Source organism: Providencia sp. PROV268 (genome assembly GCF_028477805.1).
GTDB classification, from domain to species: domain Bacteria; phylum Pseudomonadota; class Gammaproteobacteria; order Enterobacterales; family Enterobacteriaceae; genus Providencia; species Providencia stuartii.
Genome location: NZ_JAMPLW010000012.1, coordinates 91677 through 111222, shown reverse-complemented (window position 1 = coordinate 111222; position 19546 = coordinate 91677). Strand labels below are relative to the sequence as shown.

Genomic DNA, 19546 nt, shown 5'->3' with positions numbered 1-19546 from the left:
TAATTTTGGGGATAAAATGGTTGTAGGAATAACGCATTATGACAGTTTTAGATAAAATATGTCTAATGGCTATATCTACATTCAAAATTCTGTTTATTGAGAACGCTAATGCCATTTTGTATTAATCAACAACCCCAAATAAACCAAACACTCTCCATTCCCAGTTCACGCGCGATAGAGGCTATTTTTAGTTCACCCGAGAAGCTCACAACCAAAGAATCTGAGTTGATGGGGATAAAAATTAAAGGTATTAAAAATAATACGCTATTTGTCGTTGAAAGTAATACTGGGCAGCCATTAAGCCTCAGCAAAGCAGAATTTCAATGGTTTTTTGAAACCAAGGTTGTAAGGCGTTTACAACCTGAAAAGACGAATTTTTTATCCCCAACGCAAATGTATAAAGGCTTGTTTGAATAATATTAAAGACATACACTGCTGCTTGATAAGGTAATAACATCATTTGATGATAAGGGGTCATGTGTGTCTTTAGAAAAATGTCAAAATAATGAAAATCTATCTATTGATGAGGTATTAGATAAACTTTCATTGCTGTACACAAATGCCATTGATTCTTTAAGAAGTGCCATTGCAGCTTATGTGACTGATGGGCAATTACCTGATGCGGATGCCCGCAAAAAGGGATTATTTGCCTATCCTGAACTATGTGTTGAGTGGCATGGTCAAATTGATCATTGCGTAAAAACGAGGGCATATGCACGTTTTGTTAAGCCCGGACAGTATCGTATTACGGTGACCCAGCCGGATCTATTTCGTCAATATTTAACCGAGCAACTGAGTATTTTACAGCAAGATTATGATGTCACTTTTTCTGTTTATCCCTCACAAACTGAAGTGCCATACCCGTTTGTGATTGATGGTTCTGATTTAGCTTTAGATAGAAGTATGAGTAGCAGTCTAGCGGCTCATTTTCCTATTACAGATCTTGCAGATATTAGTGATGATATTACCGACGGTTTATTTCAATCCGCAGAGGAGATGCCCCTTTCTCACTTTGATGCTTTGCGTGTCGATTTTTCCTTAGCGAGACTGAAACATTATACGGGAACGCCGCCAGAACATGTGCAACCTTATATTTTGTTTACAAACTACAATCGTTATGTCGATGAGTTTGTAAGCTGGGCTTGCGAGCAAGTTAGGGATCCGAATAGTCGTTATGTTGCATTATCCTGTGTAGGGCACAATTATTTAACGGCTGAAAACGCTGACCCACAAATTGCCACGTCTGATCTCACATGGAAAAAATTCCAAATGCCAGCGTATCATCTGATCGCGAAAGAGGGTGTAGGAATAACATTAGTTAATATTGGTGTTGGTCCATCGAATGCAAAAAATATTTGTGATCACTTGGCGGTATTACGGCCACACGCATGGTTAATGATAGGCCATTGCGGCGGCTTACGTGAAAGTCAAAAAATTGGTGACTATGTATTAGCTCATGCCTACTTACGTGATGATCATATTTTAGATGATGTTTTACCCCCTGATATTCCCATCCCAAGTATCGCAGAGGTACAAAGGGCACTGTACGATGCAACGAAACAAGTCAGTAATATGCCAGGTGAATTAGTTAAGCAACGGCTAAGAACAGGTACGGTGGTGACAACGGATGATCGTAACTGGGAATTACGCTTTTTTGCAACGGCCCGCCGTTTCAGCTTAAGCCGTGCTGTTGCTGTAGATATGGAAAGTGCGACTATTGCGGCTCAAGGTTATCGTTTTAGGGTGCCATATGGGACGCTATTATGCGTTTCTGATAAACCGTTACATGGTGAAATCAAATTACCAGGGCAAGCAAATAGCTTTTATGAAGGGGCAATTTCAGAACATTTGCAGATTGGTATTCGAGCGATTGATCTTTTGCGACAAGAAGGCGATAAGCTGCATTCAAGAAAATTAAGAACCTTTGATGAGCCTCCTTTTAGGTAATAAAAAAGTATAGATACCGAATCAATGACATTTGCAGTGGCAAATGAAAAAATGAGGTATGGGTGAATTAAGCGAGTTATTAACGCCATGGTTGATGAACTAGATATTTCTGAGGTGAGTGAGCTATCGTGCTTACCGCCATCGACGTTGCGCTATTACGAAGAAAAGGGGTTAATTACCCCGATTGGTCGTAAAGGTTTGAAGCGTGTTTATCATGGTAAAGATGTGATGACTCGCTTATCACTTATTGCTTTAGGGAGAGAAGCAAAATTTTCACTTGATGAAATAAGCACCATGTTGAATCAAAGAAATGGACCAACGATTGATCGTGGCTATTTAATAACAAAAGCAGAGGAAATTCAAAAAGTCATTGATGATTTGTCGGCGTTAAAAAAAGGTATTTTGCATATCGTCAATTGCCCTGAAGAAAATCATTTAGCCTGCCCTAAATTTCAAAAAATAATGTCGATAGGCCTACGAAATAGCCGAAAATTCAGCCAATAAGGCATAATCTAGTGGGTATAACCGCGTGATTATCCCACTTTTGATAACAATTTATCCCATTTTCCTTCATAGAAAGCCTTTTAGATCTTAACTACACTTTAGGTATTGCTACACTGATTTAAAGGGTCCTATGTCTACTCACTTCTTAGCATTTGAAAAACCTATCGTCGAACTTAATGAAAGAATCGACGCCTTAGTGGCTTTTAAACAAAATAGCCAACAGCCTGATATTGATTTCGATGAAGAGATCAAGTTGCTGGAGAAAAAATGTTTAACACTGACAAAGAAAATTTTTTCTCAGCTTGGTGCTTGGGAAATAGTTCAACTTGCAAGGCATCCATTGAGGCCCTATACCCTAGATTATATTTCGCTGATTTTTACGGAATTTCAGGAGTTGGCTGGAGATAGGGTATTTGCGGATGATAAGGCGCTTGTTGGTGGTCTAGCACGCCTTGACGGGCAACCTGTTATGGTTATAGGTCAACAGAAAGGGCGTACCACAAAAGAAAAAGTGATGAGAAATTTCGGTATGCCTTCCCCGGAAGGTTACCGTAAGGCACTAAGGTTAATGAAGATGGCTGAGCGTTTTCATTTACCTGTGGTGATATTCATTGATTCTGCGGGGGCATATCCCGGTATTGGTGCAGAAGAGAGAGGGCAAGCTGAAGCGATAGCACGAAATATTATGGAGATGTCTTGCCTAAAAACACCTATCATTTGCGTGATAACAGGGGAAGGTTGCTCTGGTGGTGCACTGGCAATAGGGGTTGGCGACCGTATTAATATGTTGGAGTACAGCACATATGCGGCAATATCACCGGAAGGTTGTGCTTCAATCCTTTGGAAAGATGCACAAAAAGCACAAGTTGCTGCGGAAACAATGGGAATGACAGCCAAAAGGCTCAAGGAGCTAGGTATTATTGACACTATTATCCCTGAACCGCTCGGTGGCGCACATCGCGATTATGTATTAGCGAGTGAAAATTTAAAACGGCAGTTGCTTATTGATTTAGAGGCCCTCAAAAAACGGGATGTTGATCTATTATTGGCCGAAAGATATCAGAAAATTATGGCGTTTGGTTACTGTTAAGCATGATATAGTCATTTTTATCTGAAGTCGTTTGGTGATAGAAATGAATATAGAGCAATGGGCGAATGAGTTTGATAATTACCTGCTAAAAAACTGGGTTAATGATGATAATGCCCATGATATTTTTCATCTTAGGCGAGTTTGGCGTACGGCACAAAAAATTATGGAGCCAATAGAACAAGTTAATCCTTTGGTTGTATTGGCTGCCTGTTATTTTCACGATTTTGTCTCATTGCCGAAAAATCACCTCCAAAGACACCAAGCATCTTCTTTAAGTGCTGATAAAGCGGTGAGTGTTTTTCAGTCTCATTTTCCAAGCCTACCTGAACATTACTATGAACCGATTGCTCACTGTATTATCACCCATAGTTTTAGTGCTCAGCTCGAACCAAAAACGATTGAAGCGAAAATTGTTCAAGATGCGGATAGGTTAGAAGCACTTGGCGCAATTGGCTTAGCGCGTGTTTTTGCCGTTAGTGGCCAATTGAATAGGGCATTATTTGATGCAAATGATCCTTTTGCACAAAATAGGCCACTGGATGATACTCAATGGGCTTTAGATCACTTTCAGCAAAAATTACTTAAATTACCGAGTACTATGCAAACTTCAATGGGAAGATTGCTCGCCACTCAAAATGCGAATTATTTAGTACAGTTTATGGCGAAATTAAGTGCTGAATTAAAGGGGAATAGTGTCCAGTTTGATGATCATATCATCGAACAGTTTTGGCTCTAATTAAGGTAGTGGCTTGATGTATTCAATAGGGATAGGCGATAAATGTCGGTTGATCTGAATTTATTAAGAGTTTTTGTTTCTGTGGCATCTCAGGGCAATTTTGCTCGTGCCGCACAACAACTGTCTATGCCGACATCGAATGTTAGCCGGAGTATTAAGCAATTAGAAACTCAGCTCAATTGTCGGTTAATTGAGAGAACAACGCGGAATATGAGGCTGACAGAGCAAGGTGAAATATTATGGAAGCATAGTCAAAATCTCTATGCAGAGCTTGATGATATATTGAGCCAAATAAGCCATCGTGAGAGATTAACAGGAACATTACGGCTCACTATTCCTAGTGAGACGGGAAGCCTACTATTAGCCGACATAATCACCGATTTTGCTCTGTTGCATCCACAATTAACGCTTCATTGTGATACTCAGCTTATGCCTTTAGATGTGATTAATGATGATATCGATTTATTATTAACGTTCCATCGGGGTGAATTAGGCGATAGCAGCTATCATTCGAAATTAATAAAAGCTTGGCCGAGCGTTGTTGTGGCGGCTCCTCATCTTATTGAACAAACGGGCAAGCCGAAAAACCTCACGGAGCTAGCTAATATGCCTTGTATTTCAAGTTTAAGTGCAATAGCCGGTCAGCCATGGATATTTATCGACCAACAAGAACGCCCTCAAAAACTCAATATTAATAGTCGATACCGAGTTAATAGCGGTATTTTAGCTAAAGTTGCTGCATTAAAAGGGATTGGCTATGCCATTTTAGCGATGGAATCTTGCCAACCAGATATTGAGCAAGGTTTACTTGAAGTTATTGAGTTTGCTGAGCGACCCGCTCCGATTGAATTACGTGCAGTTTATGCGAGTCGACGTTCATTATCACCGAAGATTGATGCTTTTTTGCAATATTTAATCCCATTATTTGCCAATAAGAAGGTGTAATTGCCAGACTCAATCATGCTGAAGTATGGCGTAATTTCAGGGTGAGTCCTTTTAGAAAATAGCGCAGTAATTGGTCACCACATTCACGGTAGTTTTTATGTTCGGGGTGACGAAATAGGGCGTTAATTTCGGGTTTAGATACTCGAAAATCGGCTTTTTGGTAGATTTCTATCATATCGGTATCTTTTAATGCAAAAGCGATACGGAGTTTTTTAAGGATAATATTATTGTTGATATGTGTTTCAACTGTCGGAGCAGGGTGGTTATCGCTTTTACCTCGACGAAAATAGACTAAACCGTTAAGGAAGTGAACCAAGGTTTTATCATTACACTCCCTATATTCGGGGGAATCATCTTTCTTTAGCCAACTTACTATTTCTGCTTTGGTCACCGTTAAACCAGAGAGCTGCATAATTTCCACCATCTGGTTATCACTAAGGTCTAGTATGTAGCGAATACGACGTAAAACATAATTATTAAGCATGGCTATTGATTTTCCATAAATTAAGTTTTCTAAATCAATCACTAATGATAGTTATCAATGTTGAGATTCAAAAATATTGAGGCGTTTTAAGAAAGGCATACTAGAGAGTAATTTTGTTTTTATCAATATAAGAATGCGTAAAATAGACGATTTTAGCCTACCTTACGCATATTGTGTCTGACGTTGAATTAGCCGATAAAATAGATGAGACTATAAAAAAAGACTAAGGTTAACCCAACAGTTAATAGCATATTTTTCAGTAAAGCCGCGGTAACGACGCAAAATAAAGCTCCCCATAAATAGGGGTTATCAGGGAAATCCCGCAACGCATGATTATCTAACAGGATCACCGGAGCACAAATTGCGGTTAATAAGCAAGGCGCTGAATAACCGAGAGCCTGTTTAATAAACAGTGGCAACCTAACAGGAAGCTGTGGGATCAGAAAAACGTAACGTAAAGAGAAAACAATAACCGTCAGTGTCAGGATCAATACCCAAATCATTTTTCTTCCTTAAGTAATCGAGAAACCATAACTGAAACACACATCCCCCCAACACCCGCGATGACAATCGCACTACTTATTGAATATAGTGAGAGGGTAACGGCCACAACTAATGAAAATATCACGCCACAAATTGTGCTTATTTTCTTTGTCAGTGGAACAACAATCGCTAATAGTGTCGCAACCACAGAAAAGTCTAAATGTAAGCGGCTTAGGTCAGTAATGAAATTGGCCATCATAATGCCAAGAAGGCTGGTGATTAACCAAACAATATAAAAACTGAATCCAGCACCAAATAAATAAGGAAAACTGAGTGGCTGCCGTTTAGCAGCACTAATAGCAAATAGTTCGTCTGTTAATAAAAAGCCAATGCTTAAACGTTGAGTGGCAGTAAAATCCTTAACATGAGGCCGCATTGTTAGGCCGTATAGCAAATGCTGTGAAGTAATAAAGAAGACAGATATAATAATAGTGATATAACCCGCCCCAGAATTAAGTAAACCTAAAGTAACAAGTTGTGCTGCGCCAGCAAATATCATCGCTGACATAGAAATACTTTGCCAAAATGAAAGTCCGGCTTCAACAGCCATTGAACCTGCTAAAACACCCCATGGGATCACTGCTAAATTCAATGGAGTCATGTGCAGAGCCCCATGAGTAAAAGCACGTTGCCATTGGCTACGTTGTTGTGAATACATTGATTTAATACCTTTTTTGCTTCGTTATTTTTATCATACTGTCGAGTTGAGATGGCTGATAGAATAAAATTGCTCTTGATATGAGTGTATTATCACCAATGCCATGGCATAAAAGTAAATAACTAGCCTTTAATTTACACAATGTGGACAATTTGCACGCAATATCCCCAGCTATCTTTTAAGCAATAATAAAAGCGGTTATTCAGCCGATAACGGAAATAAGGGCTAGCATAAATGAATGCCGCCACTGGTAATATGCCGCGTATATTGGCTAGGTGTGACCCCAATGGATTTCTTAAAATGCCGTGTGAAATGGCTCTGATCAGAAAAACCACACTGGTTTGAAACATCAGCAGGTTTCTCCCCTTGTAATAGCAATTTTTTAGCTTTGTATAATCTTGCTTGGATTAAAAATGTATGGGGGGTTGTGCCTGTATGTAATTTAAACTGACGTAGAAAATGCCACTGACTTACCCCAGCAATTGCTGCTAACTCACTTAGGGAATGATCCTGCTCTGCGGTGCTCATGATTAGGTCACAAATATCCTGCATACGTTGTTTTGCAGGGGGAATATCATTGGGTTGTACTCGGCTTTTGTTGTATTTCAAAATAAGCCAGCTCATTGATGAGAGTAATAAGGTCTCTTTGAATAAGGTGTTATTGGGTTGTAATAATAAATTAAATAGTAAATTTAACTGAGCTGCTAAACCGGGATCTTGGATCACTGCGTTAGGGAACCAAGGGATCACTCCGTAGTTATCCGTTTTTAAATCTAAGGTTAAGCGTTGAAACATTTCAGGGGTAGGATAAATAGCTTTATAGGCCCAGCCGCCAGCTACAGCAGAAGAGCCTGTATGGATTTCATCCGCATTCACCACAATAATGTCGCCTTTAGGTGCATAATGGTTTTCACCAGTACGAAAAAATTGCTGAGCACCATCTTCAATCACACCAATACAAAAGCCTTCATGGCTATGGCGGGAAAATTTTTGTTGGTGGTACTGGGCTTCTATCATTTCTAAGCCACCCAGTTCTCGCAAATGAAAATAATTGGCACTTTCCATCCCAATACCTACTCTTTACCCATGATAAAAACGGAATATAAACACACAGTTATATTGCATTAAACGTATGCTATTTATACCCTTAATCTTAATTATTTTCACTATCACTACCCAATGACCTATTTTGGGTTATTATTTCAATGATTCTTAATATTGCGGAATAAAAACCTAAGATAAATGTTAGTGTCAATACGATTCTATTTTTAGTTTGTTTAGTGAATTATTGGTTCATAAAATTCAATATTTTTAGATTATTCAACCTGATTTTTGGTCTATATATGGCATATTTGCCCATATTTTTATTTGCGCGTAGTGATATCTTTTATAGTAAGATAACCCCGTGTATCATAGTCAATATTAACTGAATATGTTTATTTTTTGTTATAACTTTTATTAAGTTAGCGGGTTTCTTATGCTTGAAAATCTTGGTATCACAAATTTATGGACGTATTTAATCGGTGTCATTTTTATTACATTGGTGCCAGGCCCAAATTCTTTGTTTGTGTTAACGAGTAGTGCAAAGTATGGCATTAAAAATGGTTATAAAGCCGCGCTAGGCGTATTTACGGGTGACGCGATACTGATTTTTTTATCGTTTTTAGGGGTTGCTTCACTGGTTAAAACATCACCTATCTTTTTTAGTGTAATTAAGTATGTTGGCGCTACCTATTTAGTTTATTTAGGAATAAAAACGCTGTATAGCGTCTTTAATAAAAAAGAGCCGGTTGGGGATGTGGATGCAATAGTATTAGCAGCGAAAGGAACATACCAAAAAGCGGTGTTTTTAAGTTTGCTTAATCCTAAAATGATCATTTTTTATGTGTCATTTTTTATTCAGTTTATTGATCCTGCTTATCCTAATGCAGGCATACCGTTTTTTATTTTAGGCAGCATTCTTGAAGCATGCAGTATGATTTATCTATCAATGCTGATTTTTGGTGCTGTTGCTGTTACTAACATGGTAAAACATAACAAAAAACTGTCTAAATTATCTAATAGCTGCATTGGTGCTATCTTCTTAATGTTTGGGGCTAAATTAGCGTTAGCCGCCTAGTTTTTAGGGGTATATGATGATGCCGGCCATGAGCCGGCTTTTTTATCACTGTAATCTCGAAACAATTCTCAAGTCTCTAATACAACCCGTCGTCCAAAATTGTGCTCTGAATTTCAGTATCATGTGATTTGGAGTGGAATTATTGCGGTACAAATGTGTTCAGAAATAGTCTGGCTAATGGAACGGTGAAAGAGCACGTTTGGCTTCCAACATAGATAAACGACATAATAAAATTAAAATTATTCTGTGAGAAAAGGATGTATACCTGATGAAGCATTTAGTCAAAATTGCCAGCCGTTATGCAAAGCCATCTATTATCAATGATTATATTGAATGTGGTTATGTTGCTGCCGCGCTAGAAGCGGAAGATGGTGAAATTTATACAGGTATTAGCATTGATACGGCGTGCTCTCTGGGTTTTTGTGCAGAGCATGGCGCTGTTGCTGAATTACTCAAAGCAGGAAAGTCGGTCATTAAGTCGATGGTTGCCGTTGATTCCGCTGGAAATGTTGTACCGCCTTGTGGGCGTTGTCGAGAATTAGTCAGTCAATTATCCAATAAAAATAAGCAGACGCTCGTTGGGGTCGATAATGAAACTCAAGTCACCTTAGAGCAATTGATGCCTTATGATTGGAAAGCCACACAAAATAGAGAACAATAGAATGATGACGCAAGAGGATAAACATTTCACGGCAACGGCATTGCTGCGTAATCAAAAAGGGGAGTTTTTATTACATAAGCATCGCAAATTAGGGTGTTGGCTCCCACCGGGAGGGCATTTAGAAGATAATGAAGAGCCTCAAGATGCGGTAATGCGTGAAGTACGGGAAGAAACAGGGTTAGATTGCCGCGTGATTGATTGCGCCTATCCAACAGCAACCAAGGTAACGGGTTGTGAAAAAGTCACTGCTTTGCCCATGCCTTTAGCCATCTTAAAAGAGTTTATAACTGATAAAGAAAAAGGGGATCATTGGCATATTGATATGGTGTATTTATGTGAGCTTGTATCGCCAGATAAAACGCCTGATCCTGCATTTTGTTGGGTGCCTTTTGAAGAGCTAGCCAATCTCAATATCCCACATGATCTACTGCAATTGGCAAGCATGGTAAATGAAACTAACTTGTTGAAATAAAATTTATTTTATATTTAAAAACAACAATGAAACACCGAGCGCCATTAATAACAGACCAATTATTTTATCCACCACGAATTGGTAATTGAGAACTTGGTTGCGTATGACGGGCGCTGCGAAGAATAACGCGATCAAACTGAACCATAGCCAATGAACAAAAGAGATAAAAAACCCATAACTCAAATTAAGCATTAATGAGTGAGAATTTTGGAGCACTTGCGTATATACAGAAACGACAAATAGCATGGTTTTAGGATTTAATGCATTAGTTAAAAAGCCCATTTTAAAGGCGGAAAATCCTGTAGGTTTAGGTGTTTCACCGGTTTCTGTATTGATTTTTTGTTTATTGGTAAATGAGTTAAATCCAATATAAATTAAATATCCCACACCAAATAATTTCACAATAGTAAAAAGTGTCGGTGAGTTCATGATAAGCAGTGTTACACCGAATACAGTATAAAAAACATGAACCTGCACCCCAAAGGCTATACCTAATGCTGCAAGCAACCCAATTTTTGTGCCATAAGCATAACTACTACGTGTCACCATGGCAAAGTCGGGACCTGGACTAATTACCGCTAAAATAGTCATGGCTGCCATAGCAATAAGTTCATTCATGTTAACTGTCCTTAATAGGTAATAAAAACTGATATTAAAAATTGCTGATATAAATCATCTTGTTTATTAATTAACTGTATTATCAATAGATTGTATTTAGTTAAAAAGCGATTTATGCTGACGTAAATCTGTCAGTTTTTGTTACCTATATGATGAAATTACCACCATTATCCTCATTACGTTTCTTTGATGCCGCCGCGCGTCATGGCAGCTTTGTTAAAGCGGCGGATGAACTCCATGTCACGCATAGTGCTATCAGTCGCCAAATACGTTTGCTTGAAGAACAGATTGGTATTGCATTATTTGAGCGGCGTAACCGAGCGGTTTTTTTAACGTTGGCAGGCAAAAAGCTATATCAAACAACGAGTGAAATCTTTGCTCAATTGGATAAGACATTAGCAGAGCTTGGCAGTGTCGTTGATAGTAATGTGGTGAGTATTTCTTGTGAACCCACTATTGCTATGAAATGGCTTATTCCTCGATTAACGCAATTTTATCAGCAATTTCCTCATATTACGGTGCATTTGATTGCGGCAGGAGGGCCTATTGATTTCACTAAAGCAGGTGTTGATCTTGCTTTTAGGCGTAATGATTTTAAGTGGAATAGCCATATTTATGCTGAAGAAGTGTGTCGTGAAAGGATGGGGTTAGTGCAGCGGCCCGATTTACATTGGCACGATGGCTCCAGCGACATTGCGTTACTGTATCCAGCCTCTCGTCCCTCTGTTTGGGAGCAATGGCAACAGCAGATGGGCAATAGTCAGCAAGGTAATCGACAGGTTTCATATGAACATTTTTACCTTTGCATTCAGGCGGCCATTTCTGGTCAAGGGGTTGCGATTGCTTCATTTTTAATGGTTGAAGATGAGTTGCAATCAGGTCAATTAACCACGCCTTATGGTTTTATCGAAGATGGTTCAGCTTATTATTTGTTGGCGCCCAAGCCACCTGTTGTCGGAAGTGCTTTGCACCTATTTATTGAGTGGCTAAAAGATTGCCTTCAAGAAAGCTATACACTAACCCAAAAGGAGTAGCACAGATTTTACTTTACACTCGAATTGTTTATTTTTTCAGCAAAACCATGTGATAAATAAAGATTTTGTCACATAACTATTTTATAGCGTGTTATATTTCCAGACTTGGGTTTGTCGGTTTATTAAGTGGAGTGAGTAATGAGTAAATTACGGGTAGGTGTCATTTTTGGTGGTAAATCAACAGAGCATGAAGTGTCATTGCAGTCAGCGAAGAACATCATTAATGGTCTTGATCGCGATAGATTTGATGTATGCTTAATCGGCATTAACAAACAGGGGCATTGGCATGAATATGATGAAGCTGATTTTTTAATCCATGCAAATGATCCCGCTCGTATTGCACTAAGTACGCCAAAACGCAGTATCGCTATTATCCCTGGTAAAACAACCCAGCAATTTATTTCCCTTGAAGATGCTCAGCCACTCCCTCAAATTGATGTTATTTTCCCCATTGTGCACGGTAATTTGGGTGAAGACGGCTCTTTGCAAGGGTTATTGCGTATGGCTAATTTACCTTTTGTTGGCCCAGGTGTTTTAGGCTCTTCAGCCTGTATGGATAAAGATATCACTAAGCGATTACTACGCGATGCGGGGCTACATGTTGCACCTTTTATTACGCTGACAGCGTCGGATCGCACTGAAGCCAACTATGAAGCGGTTGTTAAACAATTAGGCCTCCCATTATTTATTAAACCGGCTAACCAAGGCTCTTCTGTTGGGATCAGTAAAGTGACTAATGAGTCTGAGTTTAAGGCAGCATTGGATTTCGCTTTCTTGTTCGATATGAAAGTCTTGATCGAAAGTGCAGTGAAAGGCCGTGAGATAGAATGTGCGGTATTAGGGAACGAACAGCCATTGGCAAGTCCATGTGGCGAAATTGTTCTACATGATAGCTTCTACGCTTATCACACCAAATATATCGATGAAAATGGTGCGTCTGTGGTAGCACCAGCGGATTTAGATGTTGAAGTGAGTGATAAAATACGGGAAATTGCATTACAGGCTTATCGTGCACTCAATTGCAGTGGTATGTCTCGCGTTGATGTTTTCTTGACCGAAGATAATCACGTTATTATCAATGAAATTAATACACTACCAGGGTTTACGAATATCAGTATGTACCCTAAATTGTGGCAACAGGGCGGAATGACATATCAAGCGTTGATCAGCCGCCTTATTGAACTAGGCATTGAAAAATATCAACAAACCATTGCTTTAAAAACAGCGTGTGATGTTAATTAATTGACTAATATCGCGGTATTTTATTAGCGTGCGATGTCACGCTAATAAAACATCGGTTAGTTTATGCCTTAATCTCGGTGATGCTGCGCAACATTTTTTTGCAGGTGCGTTAAGAATAACTGGGTTTCTTTTGGCGACGTTAATCGAATAAAACGTATATGTTGATACTGTTTATCCGCCATACTGGCTATCCTAGGCCATTTACTTTTGTGATAGGTCGTTATCATCCATATTAGGATGGAATCACGACTAAAAAAGACATTTTTCCACGACTCATAATTCCCTGTATCCGGCCAAAGCTCTTGTTTGCTTCTGATCCGTGAGAACACTCGACGCACCGATTGATAAAGCGTCCGTAAGAATGAGTAATCAAGCCAAATCACCAGCTCAACCTCTTTCCATTTAATGGGTTGTGTCCGGGTATAGTTACCATCAAGTACCCAGCCGTTTGGTGCATTTTGCAGGGCTTGCGATAATTTCTTATACAATTGCTCATCGGTTGCGGGTTGCCAATTTTTTTGCCAATGAAGAGCATCCATTTCTATATATGGAACAGCGTAAAGTGACGCTAATTGCCGGGCAAAGGTGCTTTTACCACTGCCACTACAGCCAATAACATTAATTTTCATGAGTTAAATCATTTTATGGTAGATATGCCGTTCAGTTTTACTGAAGGGTAAAGTTGCACAAAAACGTTCTGGAAAACGAAGCTTATCAGTGAATTATTCTATTTGATCAAACAAAAAATGCTCAATGTCTTGATGTCACTATTCAGGCAAAACATAAGCAGTACCAACTTATGGTTCAAGAAAAGCGGCATTGGTTTTAACGTAAGAGACTCACAAGGTGCATGGCGATAACGACACCCACACCTTGTTTATTGCGATAAGAGATCAAACTATGCGTGATGTTACTAGTACTTTTGCTGCCGTAGGGGCTAATTGCCAGCCTAATAAATTACTTGCACCAGACATAGTTAATATAACGGAATAAAGGTTCAAATCCGAACTTTTTGTATAGGTCGAAACCGGCTTCTGAGGCATCAAGGAAGCAGTGTTCAACACCTTGTTGATGACAAAATGCTAATGCATAAGCGATTAATTGTGTCGCGTAGCCTTTCCCTTGGTGTGCTGGCTCCGTACCAATATCATCAAAACGTGCAAGGCTACCTTCAATAGTGACGGTCATCGATGTTGCTGGCTCTCCAGCGACTAAGAGGACAAGATGAAATTGTGGCGCACCTTGCAATAAAGCATCTTCATGATAGCGGACATATTCATTGACAACCTTATCGTGTTCATCCGAAATATAAAACGCAGATACTAAAGGCTTAGCCCACAATGAAAGGTCATGGTTCGCAAACACAATATCCACTTGATTTTCAGGCAGTTCTACAGGGAGTTGTTTATCAAGTGATAATGCCATTGCTGTTGTGACGCTGTCACGTTTGTAGCCTAAGGCGAGTGCCTCATTGACAATATCTTGCTGCATTTCTTCAGGAACAACCAGTGTATGATTTTTCTTTTGTGCAACAAAAAGGTGATGAGCCTGCTTAAATGCTTGAATCGATGATTCAGGTTGAAGATAAATAAAGTTAAATACAGGCGAATTTAGAGGGGTAAGGTAACATATAGTATGTTGTTCGATCTGGATACTGTGCTCACAAATCGATGTCCAAAATGTTTTTTCGATGGACTGATAATGCCTTAAGTAGTAGAGCGGAATATTCATGTTTCAGTTACCTGACGCAAAGCGTGTTAATCGATAGGGGCTAAGTGCTGTCTGCTCTATGCCATGTATTATTTCATCTTGTGCCAAATGGCAAATTAATGGTGCAAGTGTGATAGCAGCGTGCATACTAATAATATATAAACCACTGAAATCAGCAACTTTACCGACAATTGGCATCTCATCCTGTGGCATAGGTCGCATTCCTATGAAAGCATTTTCTAAGCGTAATCTATTTGTACCTATAAATGAATTTTGAATAACGGATAGCGCATTTTGTGCGATATTCACTGCACTATGCTCGGGGCGCTCATCGATGTAATCCTCGGTACAACATAATTAGATTGAAATCATCGGATAGAATGATTTTGTATAAGCACCTTAATAGAGATTAAGGTGCATGTTTAATTATTGGGTTAGTCAGGGCGTTTTAAGGTGAAAATCTTATTTAATTGTCAGCTTTAGACTCTCACCAATTTAGAGACAAACGCAATAATGACTAATAATGCGGCGATCGTGAGTAGAGCGGTCGCTAATGTAAACTGAAAGGCAACAAAACCAATGGCGGCGGGGCCTGCTAAAATACCAAGATAACCCAGTGTGGATACAGCAGGAACAGCTAACGCTTCAGGCATCGTATTTTGCTTACCTATCGATGAAAACATCACAGGTACAATATTAGAACAGCCAGCACCAACCAGCGCATAACCTATAATTGCGATGGATAAGTAAGGTGATAATACCGCGATCATAAAGCCTATACAGGCTAAAAGAGCGCCCCAGAACACCACCCGCGCAGAGCCGACACGCATTACTATTTTATCTCCAGTTAAACGGCCAATTGTCATTGTTGTGGCGAAGGCTGCAAAGCCCAATCCACCAAGGGATTCTTCTAGACCGTGGTGCTCGATTAAAAATACGGCACTCCAATCTAGTACCGTACCTTCCGCGAGGAAAATAGCAAAGCAAATAATACCAATGACTAGAACAATACCTTTGGGTATCGCGATAAGAGGGCCGGTTGGTGCATTGGCATAACTTAAAAAACCTTTGAAGCTGATAGACAGCAACAGTAACGAAACCAATGAAATAATAATTGCAGCAGCAATTGGTGGTGTACCCATTAATAAAATGGCACTCATAGCACCAGCCCCTACAATTCCACCTACACTATAGTAACCATGAAAACCCGATATGATGGGCTTCTCAGAAGCTTTGTCTACAATCACTGCTTGTATGTTCATGGCACAATCTGTTAGCCCAATACCGACACCAAAAAGCAATAAGCCAACAATCAATATACCGATATGTGATATTGCAGGGAGTAAAGGGAGTAGCAAGCAAAAGGCGATGGTCGAGGCCACCATCAGTTTACGACAGCCAAATTTTGCAGCAATAGCCCCGGTTAAAGGCATCGCAATCAGCGCACCGACGCCAAAGCAGAGAAGTAATAATCCAAGTGTGGCGTCATTTGCACCCGTATTGGCTTTGACAAAAGGGACAATTGCTGCCCATGAAGCGGTTGCAAAACCTGCAATAAAAAAGATAATCCGTGTTGCCACTTGCTCTTTTTTGGCTGGTGGCGTAGTCGGTGTTGTTTCTAATAATTCAGGAGATAGAGTCATTTTATCAATATATTTAGTTTAGTTATTAAATTATCTATGATGAAGAGTATCTAAAAGTGGATCATCTAATATCGGGTGGCGTATTTCCCTTTTCTGTCCATTTCTTCTTATCAGTGCGATGGCCCATTTGTCAGTCTATATAATAATAAAGGTTAAAGGATCAATATGATAGGGTTCTCATGCGAAACCAAAAAAATATTATCTATGTTAGCTATATTGATTTTGAAAAATAGCACGGTATCTCGAATGAGATAGAGATAATTAGTATGGCATTGTGGTTATATGTATTAAATTTATGACTTAGGGAAGTATATTAGGTATTAATAGCGCCTAGTTAAACAAGATTAATCAATTAATGTGTTCGATTACTGTTAGATACAATACAAGTTGATCATTCAGCGTTAAGGCGTGTTTTTAGAAAAAATAGGACACGACCACTTGCAGCCGTGCCACGAAAATTGTTTCACAATAGAATATCAGAATGCAAAAGTCCCAAGTGCTGACAACAGAATTTAGTCAACAAAATAAAATAATAATATATGATAACGAGTATGCAATATTCAGCATACCTTTATACATTAGCGTTTTCTCAGCATAATGAAATATTAAATTTCATTATGCTTTTACCTAATTTTATTTAGTTGAACTTTATTCAGAAGACAGCATTTTTAGTCCATGTTTAGCGCACTCTGATGTCTATAATCATGTCGTTATATTTTATGATTATAAATACGGTAAAAAATGAAAATAGGCTCTGTTATTTTATTATTAGTGGCTTTTACACTCACGGCTCACGCAGAAAAGGGTCCTGAGTTACAAAAAATTCAGGATAAACAAGGGAAAGAGATACATTACTACATAATAAAGCAAAGCGATAAAACAGCAAAAAACGTATTAGTGTTGATCCAAGGCTCTGATTGCAAAAGTGTTATTAATAACACTAAGATGATAAAAAATTTTGGCGCGGCATTTCCTAATAATGATATTTTACTGGTTGAAAAAACGGGATTAGATAGCCAAGTTGGAAAAAATGAGGATGGAGCATTAGTCGAAAATTGTCCTGTTGATTATATGAAAAATGATTCTCCATTAGAAAGAGCAGAGAATTATTTATTTTTAATTGGGCATTTAAAAAACCATTATCAACATATTATTTTGCTTGGAGGAAGTGAAGGGGCGGTAGTGACAAATTTAATTGTTTCTAACACGGATATGATCCAAGCCTCCATCTCATTGAATGGTGGCGGTCAGTTTTTTATTAACGATGTTATTTATAATATTGAAAAAACATTGCCTAATGAAGAAGTCGCGCAATCTATTGAAGGTTTTAAACAATTCGCTAAATCTGTAATACAAAATAAATTAGATGATAACCAATTTCCGAGTGAACATGGGGAAAAGTGGTGGCGTGAAATGCTAACAGTGAATAACCAAAAACTGCTTCAATCGATAAAAACACCTCACTTAGTGATTCAAACAATGGATGATATCAATGTAGATCCCCATAGTGTTGTGCGAATGATGGGGAAAATTAATAATCCACAGGTATCGTTTAAAACATATCAGGGGTTAGATCACTTTTTCCTCGATCAAGAAGGAAAGTCACAAACAGAATTGATTGTGAAAGATATTAACGAGTGGTATCAAACCATAAACTAACTACTGTTTTAACGCCTCCTCCAAAAAACCTTCCGGGGAGGAGGTTCATTATCAATACGCTAATCAAGATAGTCTGTTAGGCGCTTGCAAAATAAACACCGCCAATCTAATACAGTTTTCACTATTTTTATTTTTTAGTGGCATTGAAACCATGGCAGTTGCTCTTTTCACAGATAAAAAACATAGAAACCTTGTTTTAAATAATGATTAAAAATGGTTGATGTAGGAATGAGTAGCCATCAATCCACTATTCAACAATAACGCTGTGGTAACGAAAAAGGGGGGTAAACCCTAATTTTTTGTAGATAGATAACCCATCGCTTGATGCCTCAAGAAAACAACGTTCGACCCCATTTAGCGTGCAGGTTTTTAAAGCATGTTTAATCAATAAGGTTGCCAACCCTTGACGCTGATATTGTGTATCTGTACCGATATCGTCTAGGCGAGCCATGCTACCGTTTAAGGTTAGAGTTAACGCACTGACAGGGGTATTGCCATGAAATAATACATAGTGTAGAAGTTGCCCCTTTCGCTGTATGGCTCTTTGGTGATAACGGATATATTCGTTGATGACTGTTGGATCATCCTCACTGTCAGGGGCTGCAAACGCAGTAATTAATGGCTGTGCCCATTCGGTCAGCTGTTCATTACTTAAGGCAATCCTATAGCCTTCAGGCAGTAAACAGTCAGTATGATCCACCATCTTTGATGAGGTTAGTACCATTGCCGTTATTTCCCCATCACTTTCATACTGGTTCTTAGTCATAATTGGCGCGAGCTGTGGCAACACTTTTTCATGTACGACAAGGACATAAGGTTTTTTTTGTTCAAAAAACAGTGCATTGCCTGCTTTAAAATCAGCGATTGATGCGCCGGAGTGTAAGTAGATAAAACTAAAGGCGGGAACAGGAAGTTCAGAGAAATATGCGATAGCTGTATCACTGATGCTTACGGTATTTTTGCAAATTCCTGACCAGAAATGACGCTCTTGTTGATAAAAACACAGCTCATTATTTTTCATTCAATTATCTCATTTATCAGTCTTATTATCCTAAAAGCCAGTCTACAAGAAGCGGATTTTCCTTAATAGCGTGCATCACCAATAGCGCATTTTTAGACCTATAATTTTGCTATTCTGTACAGTGGAACTGAAAAATACTATACTCCCCCTATGTATATGATGGATGACTAACGATGCCACATTCACCAAAAGAAAAAAAAGCGGTTCTGACTCGGGTCAGGAAATTAAAAGGACAACTGCTGGCACTGGAATCGGCTCTAGAAGATGAAGTGGAGTGCAGTGCTGTGTTGCAGCAAATTGCGGCAATTAGAGGAGCGGTCAATGGGTTGATGGCGGGGGTTTTAGAGAGCCATCTACGAGAAGGATTACAGGAGTCTGCAACTACGCAGAGCCAAAAAGAGTCAGTTGATGACGCTATTTCTCTTATTCGAACATACCTGCGTTAAAAATAAGGAATCAA

At 39.0% G+C, this 19546-nt stretch carries 23 protein-coding genes; 13 read left to right on the top strand and 10 right to left on the bottom strand.

From position 1 onward, the window contains the following. Positions 1 to 108 precede the first annotated feature (108 nt). The 6 genes from PR699_RS10420 (at position 109) to PR699_RS10395 (ending at position 5222) form a co-directional block, all read left to right on the top strand. Positions 109 to 417, top strand: coding sequence for a hypothetical protein (locus PR699_RS10420; RefSeq protein ID WP_014658334.1), 309 nt, complete (start codon positions 109 to 111; stop codon positions 415 to 417). A 63-nt stretch (positions 418 to 480) separates the two neighbouring features. Then, positions 481 to 1947, top strand: coding sequence for an AMP nucleosidase (locus PR699_RS10415; RefSeq protein WP_004919716.1), 1467 nt, complete (start codon positions 481 to 483; stop codon positions 1945 to 1947). Positions 1948 to 2034: 87 nt separating this feature from the next. Next, complete coding sequence (locus PR699_RS10410) at positions 2035 to 2451, top strand: helix-turn-helix domain-containing protein (RefSeq protein WP_014658335.1); 417 nt, start codon at positions 2035 to 2037, stop codon at positions 2449 to 2451. A 130-nt stretch (positions 2452 to 2581) separates the two neighbouring features. Beyond that, positions 2582 to 3541: an acetyl-CoA carboxylase carboxyl transferase subunit alpha gene (accA, locus tag PR699_RS10405; protein WP_014658336.1), complete on the top strand. Its 960-nt coding sequence runs from the start codon at positions 2582 to 2584 to the stop codon at positions 3539 to 3541. 43 nt (positions 3542 to 3584) lie between these two features. Continuing rightward, positions 3585 to 4277 carry a phosphohydrolase gene (locus tag PR699_RS10400; protein ID WP_014658337.1) on the top strand — a complete coding sequence of 231 codons (693 nt, stop codon included), beginning with the start codon at positions 3585 to 3587 and terminating at the stop codon, positions 4275 to 4277. A gap of 42 nt (positions 4278 to 4319) precedes the next feature. Beyond that, complete coding sequence (locus tag PR699_RS10395; protein WP_014658338.1) at positions 4320 to 5222, top strand: LysR family transcriptional regulator; 903 nt, start codon at positions 4320 to 4322, stop codon at positions 5220 to 5222. Positions 5223 to 5235: 13 nt separating this feature from the next. Here the strand turns inward: PR699_RS10395 and PR699_RS10390 are convergent, their stop codons facing one another. The 4 genes from PR699_RS10390 to PR699_RS10375 form a co-directional block, all read right to left on the bottom strand. Further along, positions 5236 to 5706, bottom strand: coding sequence for a DUF1456 family protein (locus PR699_RS10390; RefSeq protein WP_014658339.1), 471 nt, complete (start codon positions 5704 to 5706; stop codon positions 5236 to 5238). Between the two features lie 188 nt (positions 5707 to 5894). Next, the gene (locus PR699_RS10385) at positions 5895 to 6209 is read right to left on the bottom strand and encodes an AzlD domain-containing protein (protein WP_014658340.1); all 315 of its coding nucleotides are present in this window, start codon (positions 6207 to 6209) and stop codon (positions 5895 to 5897) included. Next, positions 6206 to 6907, bottom strand: coding sequence for an AzlC family ABC transporter permease (locus PR699_RS10380; protein WP_004919733.1), 702 nt, complete (start codon positions 6905 to 6907; stop codon positions 6206 to 6208). The genes PR699_RS10385 and PR699_RS10380 overlap by 4 nt, the downstream gene beginning before the upstream one ends. Before the next feature lie 225 nt (positions 6908 to 7132). Beyond that, positions 7133 to 7972 carry an AraC family transcriptional regulator gene (locus PR699_RS10375; RefSeq protein ID WP_004919737.1) on the bottom strand — a complete coding sequence of 280 codons (840 nt, stop codon included), beginning with the start codon at positions 7970 to 7972 and terminating at the stop codon, positions 7133 to 7135. Between the two features lie 412 nt (positions 7973 to 8384). Here PR699_RS10375 and leuE point away from each other — a divergent pair, with 412 nt between their 5' ends. The 3 genes from leuE to PR699_RS10360 all read left to right on the top strand — a co-directional run bounded on the left by leuE (position 8385) and on the right by PR699_RS10360 (position 10159). Then, positions 8385 to 9026, top strand: a complete 642-nt coding sequence (gene leuE / locus PR699_RS10370; protein ID WP_014658341.1) for a leucine efflux protein LeuE — start codon at positions 8385 to 8387, stop codon at positions 9024 to 9026. Positions 9027 to 9294: 268 nt separating this feature from the next. Beyond that, on the top strand, positions 9295 to 9687 hold the full coding sequence (locus PR699_RS10365) for a cytidine deaminase (RefSeq protein WP_014658342.1): 393 nt from the start codon (positions 9295 to 9297) through the stop codon (positions 9685 to 9687). A gap of 1 nt (position 9688) precedes the next feature. Continuing rightward, a complete protein-coding gene (locus PR699_RS10360; protein WP_014658343.1) occupies positions 9689 to 10159 on the top strand; it encodes an NUDIX hydrolase in 471 nt (156 codons plus the stop codon). 3 nt (positions 10160 to 10162) lie between these two features. On the opposite strand, the gene PR699_RS10355 is transcribed toward PR699_RS10360, so the two are convergent. After that, on the bottom strand, positions 10163 to 10777 hold the full coding sequence (locus tag PR699_RS10355) for a LysE family translocator (RefSeq protein WP_004919745.1): 615 nt from the start codon (positions 10775 to 10777) through the stop codon (positions 10163 to 10165). Between the two features lie 149 nt (positions 10778 to 10926). Between PR699_RS10355 and PR699_RS10350 the strand changes: the two genes are divergently transcribed. Both PR699_RS10350 and ddlA read left to right on the top strand, forming a co-directional pair. Further along, entirely contained in the window at positions 10927 to 11811 is an 885-nt protein-coding gene (locus PR699_RS10350; protein WP_272577841.1) for a LysR substrate-binding domain-containing protein, read from the top strand. A 138-nt stretch (positions 11812 to 11949) separates the two neighbouring features. Then, complete coding sequence (gene ddlA, locus PR699_RS10345; protein WP_004919748.1) at positions 11950 to 13053, top strand: D-alanine--D-alanine ligase; 1104 nt, start codon at positions 11950 to 11952, stop codon at positions 13051 to 13053. Positions 13054 to 13121: 68 nt separating this feature from the next. On the opposite strand, the gene PR699_RS10340 is transcribed toward ddlA, so the two are convergent. From PR699_RS10340 to PR699_RS10325, 4 genes are all read right to left on the bottom strand, one after another. Beyond that, on the bottom strand, positions 13122 to 13682 hold the full coding sequence (locus PR699_RS10340; protein WP_014658346.1) for an adenylate kinase: 561 nt from the start codon (positions 13680 to 13682) through the stop codon (positions 13122 to 13124). 328 nt (positions 13683 to 14010) lie between these two features. Beyond that, on the bottom strand, positions 14011 to 14784 hold the full coding sequence (locus PR699_RS10335; RefSeq protein ID WP_004919757.1) for a GNAT family N-acetyltransferase: 774 nt from the start codon (positions 14782 to 14784) through the stop codon (positions 14011 to 14013). A gap of 3 nt (positions 14785 to 14787) precedes the next feature. After that, positions 14788 to 14976, bottom strand: a complete 189-nt coding sequence (locus PR699_RS10330; RefSeq protein ID WP_014658347.1) for an FAD-binding oxidoreductase — start codon at positions 14974 to 14976, stop codon at positions 14788 to 14790. Between the two features lie 266 nt (positions 14977 to 15242). Further along, entirely contained in the window at positions 15243 to 16406 is a 1164-nt protein-coding gene (locus PR699_RS10325) for an MFS transporter (protein WP_004919762.1), read from the bottom strand. 741 nt (positions 16407 to 17147) lie between these two features. Here PR699_RS10325 and PR699_RS10320 point away from each other — a divergent pair. Continuing rightward, positions 17148 to 18065 (top strand): acyl-CoA thioester hydrolase/BAAT C-terminal domain-containing protein, encoded by a 918-nt coding sequence (locus PR699_RS10320; RefSeq protein ID WP_014658348.1) that lies wholly within the window; start codon positions 17148 to 17150, stop codon positions 18063 to 18065. 247 nt (positions 18066 to 18312) lie between these two features. On the opposite strand, the gene PR699_RS10315 is transcribed toward PR699_RS10320, so the two are convergent. After that, complete coding sequence (locus tag PR699_RS10315) at positions 18313 to 19086, bottom strand: GNAT family N-acetyltransferase (protein WP_272572857.1); 774 nt, start codon at positions 19084 to 19086, stop codon at positions 18313 to 18315. A gap of 173 nt (positions 19087 to 19259) precedes the next feature. Between PR699_RS10315 and frmR the strand changes: the two genes are divergently transcribed. Then, complete coding sequence (gene frmR, locus PR699_RS10310; RefSeq protein WP_004919776.1) at positions 19260 to 19532, top strand: formaldehyde-responsive transcriptional repressor FrmR; 273 nt, start codon at positions 19260 to 19262, stop codon at positions 19530 to 19532. Positions 19533 to 19546 lie beyond the last annotated feature (14 nt).

What these genes read in the sequence shown, in the direction of transcription:
- PR699_RS10360 (WP_014658343.1), top strand. Translation starts at nt 9,689, where the DNA reads ATGATGACGCAAGAGGATAAACATTTCACGGCAACGGCATTGCTGCGT.
- PR699_RS10420 (WP_014658334.1), top strand. Translation starts at nt 109, where the DNA reads ATGCCATTTTGTATTAATCAACAACCCCAAATAAACCAAACACTCTCC.
- PR699_RS10365 (WP_014658342.1), top strand. Translation starts at nt 9,295, where the DNA reads ATGAAGCATTTAGTCAAAATTGCCAGCCGTTATGCAAAGCCATCTATT.
- PR699_RS10350 (WP_272577841.1), top strand. Translation starts at nt 10,927, where the DNA reads ATGATGAAATTACCACCATTATCCTCATTACGTTTCTTTGATGCCGCC.
- accA (WP_014658336.1), top strand. Translation starts at nt 2,582, where the DNA reads ATGTCTACTCACTTCTTAGCATTTGAAAAACCTATCGTCGAACTTAAT.
- PR699_RS10410 (WP_014658335.1), top strand. Translation starts at nt 2,035, where the DNA reads ATGGTTGATGAACTAGATATTTCTGAGGTGAGTGAGCTATCGTGCTTA.
- PR699_RS10375 (WP_004919737.1), bottom strand. Translation starts at nt 7,972, where the DNA reads ATGGAAAGTGCCAATTATTTTCATTTGCGAGAACTGGGTGGCTTAGAA.
- PR699_RS10395 (WP_014658338.1), top strand. Translation starts at nt 4,320, where the DNA reads ATGTCGGTTGATCTGAATTTATTAAGAGTTTTTGTTTCTGTGGCATCT.
- ddlA (WP_004919748.1), top strand. Translation starts at nt 11,950, where the DNA reads ATGAGTAAATTACGGGTAGGTGTCATTTTTGGTGGTAAATCAACAGAG.
- PR699_RS10390 (WP_014658339.1), bottom strand. Translation starts at nt 5,706, where the DNA reads ATGCTTAATAATTATGTTTTACGTCGTATTCGCTACATACTAGACCTT.
- PR699_RS10325 (WP_004919762.1), bottom strand. Translation starts at nt 16,406, where the DNA reads ATGACTCTATCTCCTGAATTATTAGAAACAACACCGACTACGCCACCA.
- PR699_RS10400 (WP_014658337.1), top strand. Translation starts at nt 3,585, where the DNA reads ATGAATATAGAGCAATGGGCGAATGAGTTTGATAATTACCTGCTAAAA.
- PR699_RS10340 (WP_014658346.1), bottom strand. Translation starts at nt 13,682, where the DNA reads ATGAAAATTAATGTTATTGGCTGTAGTGGCAGTGGTAAAAGCACCTTT.
- PR699_RS10355 (WP_004919745.1), bottom strand. Translation starts at nt 10,777, where the DNA reads ATGAATGAACTTATTGCTATGGCAGCCATGACTATTTTAGCGGTAATT.
- leuE (WP_014658341.1), top strand. Translation starts at nt 8,385, where the DNA reads ATGCTTGAAAATCTTGGTATCACAAATTTATGGACGTATTTAATCGGT.
- frmR (WP_004919776.1), top strand. Translation starts at nt 19,260, where the DNA reads ATGCCACATTCACCAAAAGAAAAAAAAGCGGTTCTGACTCGGGTCAGG.
- PR699_RS10380 (WP_004919733.1), bottom strand. Translation starts at nt 6,907, where the DNA reads ATGTATTCACAACAACGTAGCCAATGGCAACGTGCTTTTACTCATGGG.
- PR699_RS10335 (WP_004919757.1), bottom strand. Translation starts at nt 14,784, where the DNA reads ATGAATATTCCGCTCTACTACTTAAGGCATTATCAGTCCATCGAAAAA.
- PR699_RS10315 (WP_272572857.1), bottom strand. Translation starts at nt 19,086, where the DNA reads ATGAAAAATAATGAGCTGTGTTTTTATCAACAAGAGCGTCATTTCTGG.
- PR699_RS10320 (WP_014658348.1), top strand. Translation starts at nt 17,148, where the DNA reads ATGAAAATAGGCTCTGTTATTTTATTATTAGTGGCTTTTACACTCACG.
- PR699_RS10385 (WP_014658340.1), bottom strand. Translation starts at nt 6,209, where the DNA reads ATGATTTGGGTATTGATCCTGACACTGACGGTTATTGTTTTCTCTTTA.
- PR699_RS10330 (WP_014658347.1), bottom strand. Translation starts at nt 14,976, where the DNA reads ATGCCACAGGATGAGATGCCAATTGTCGGTAAAGTTGCTGATTTCAGT.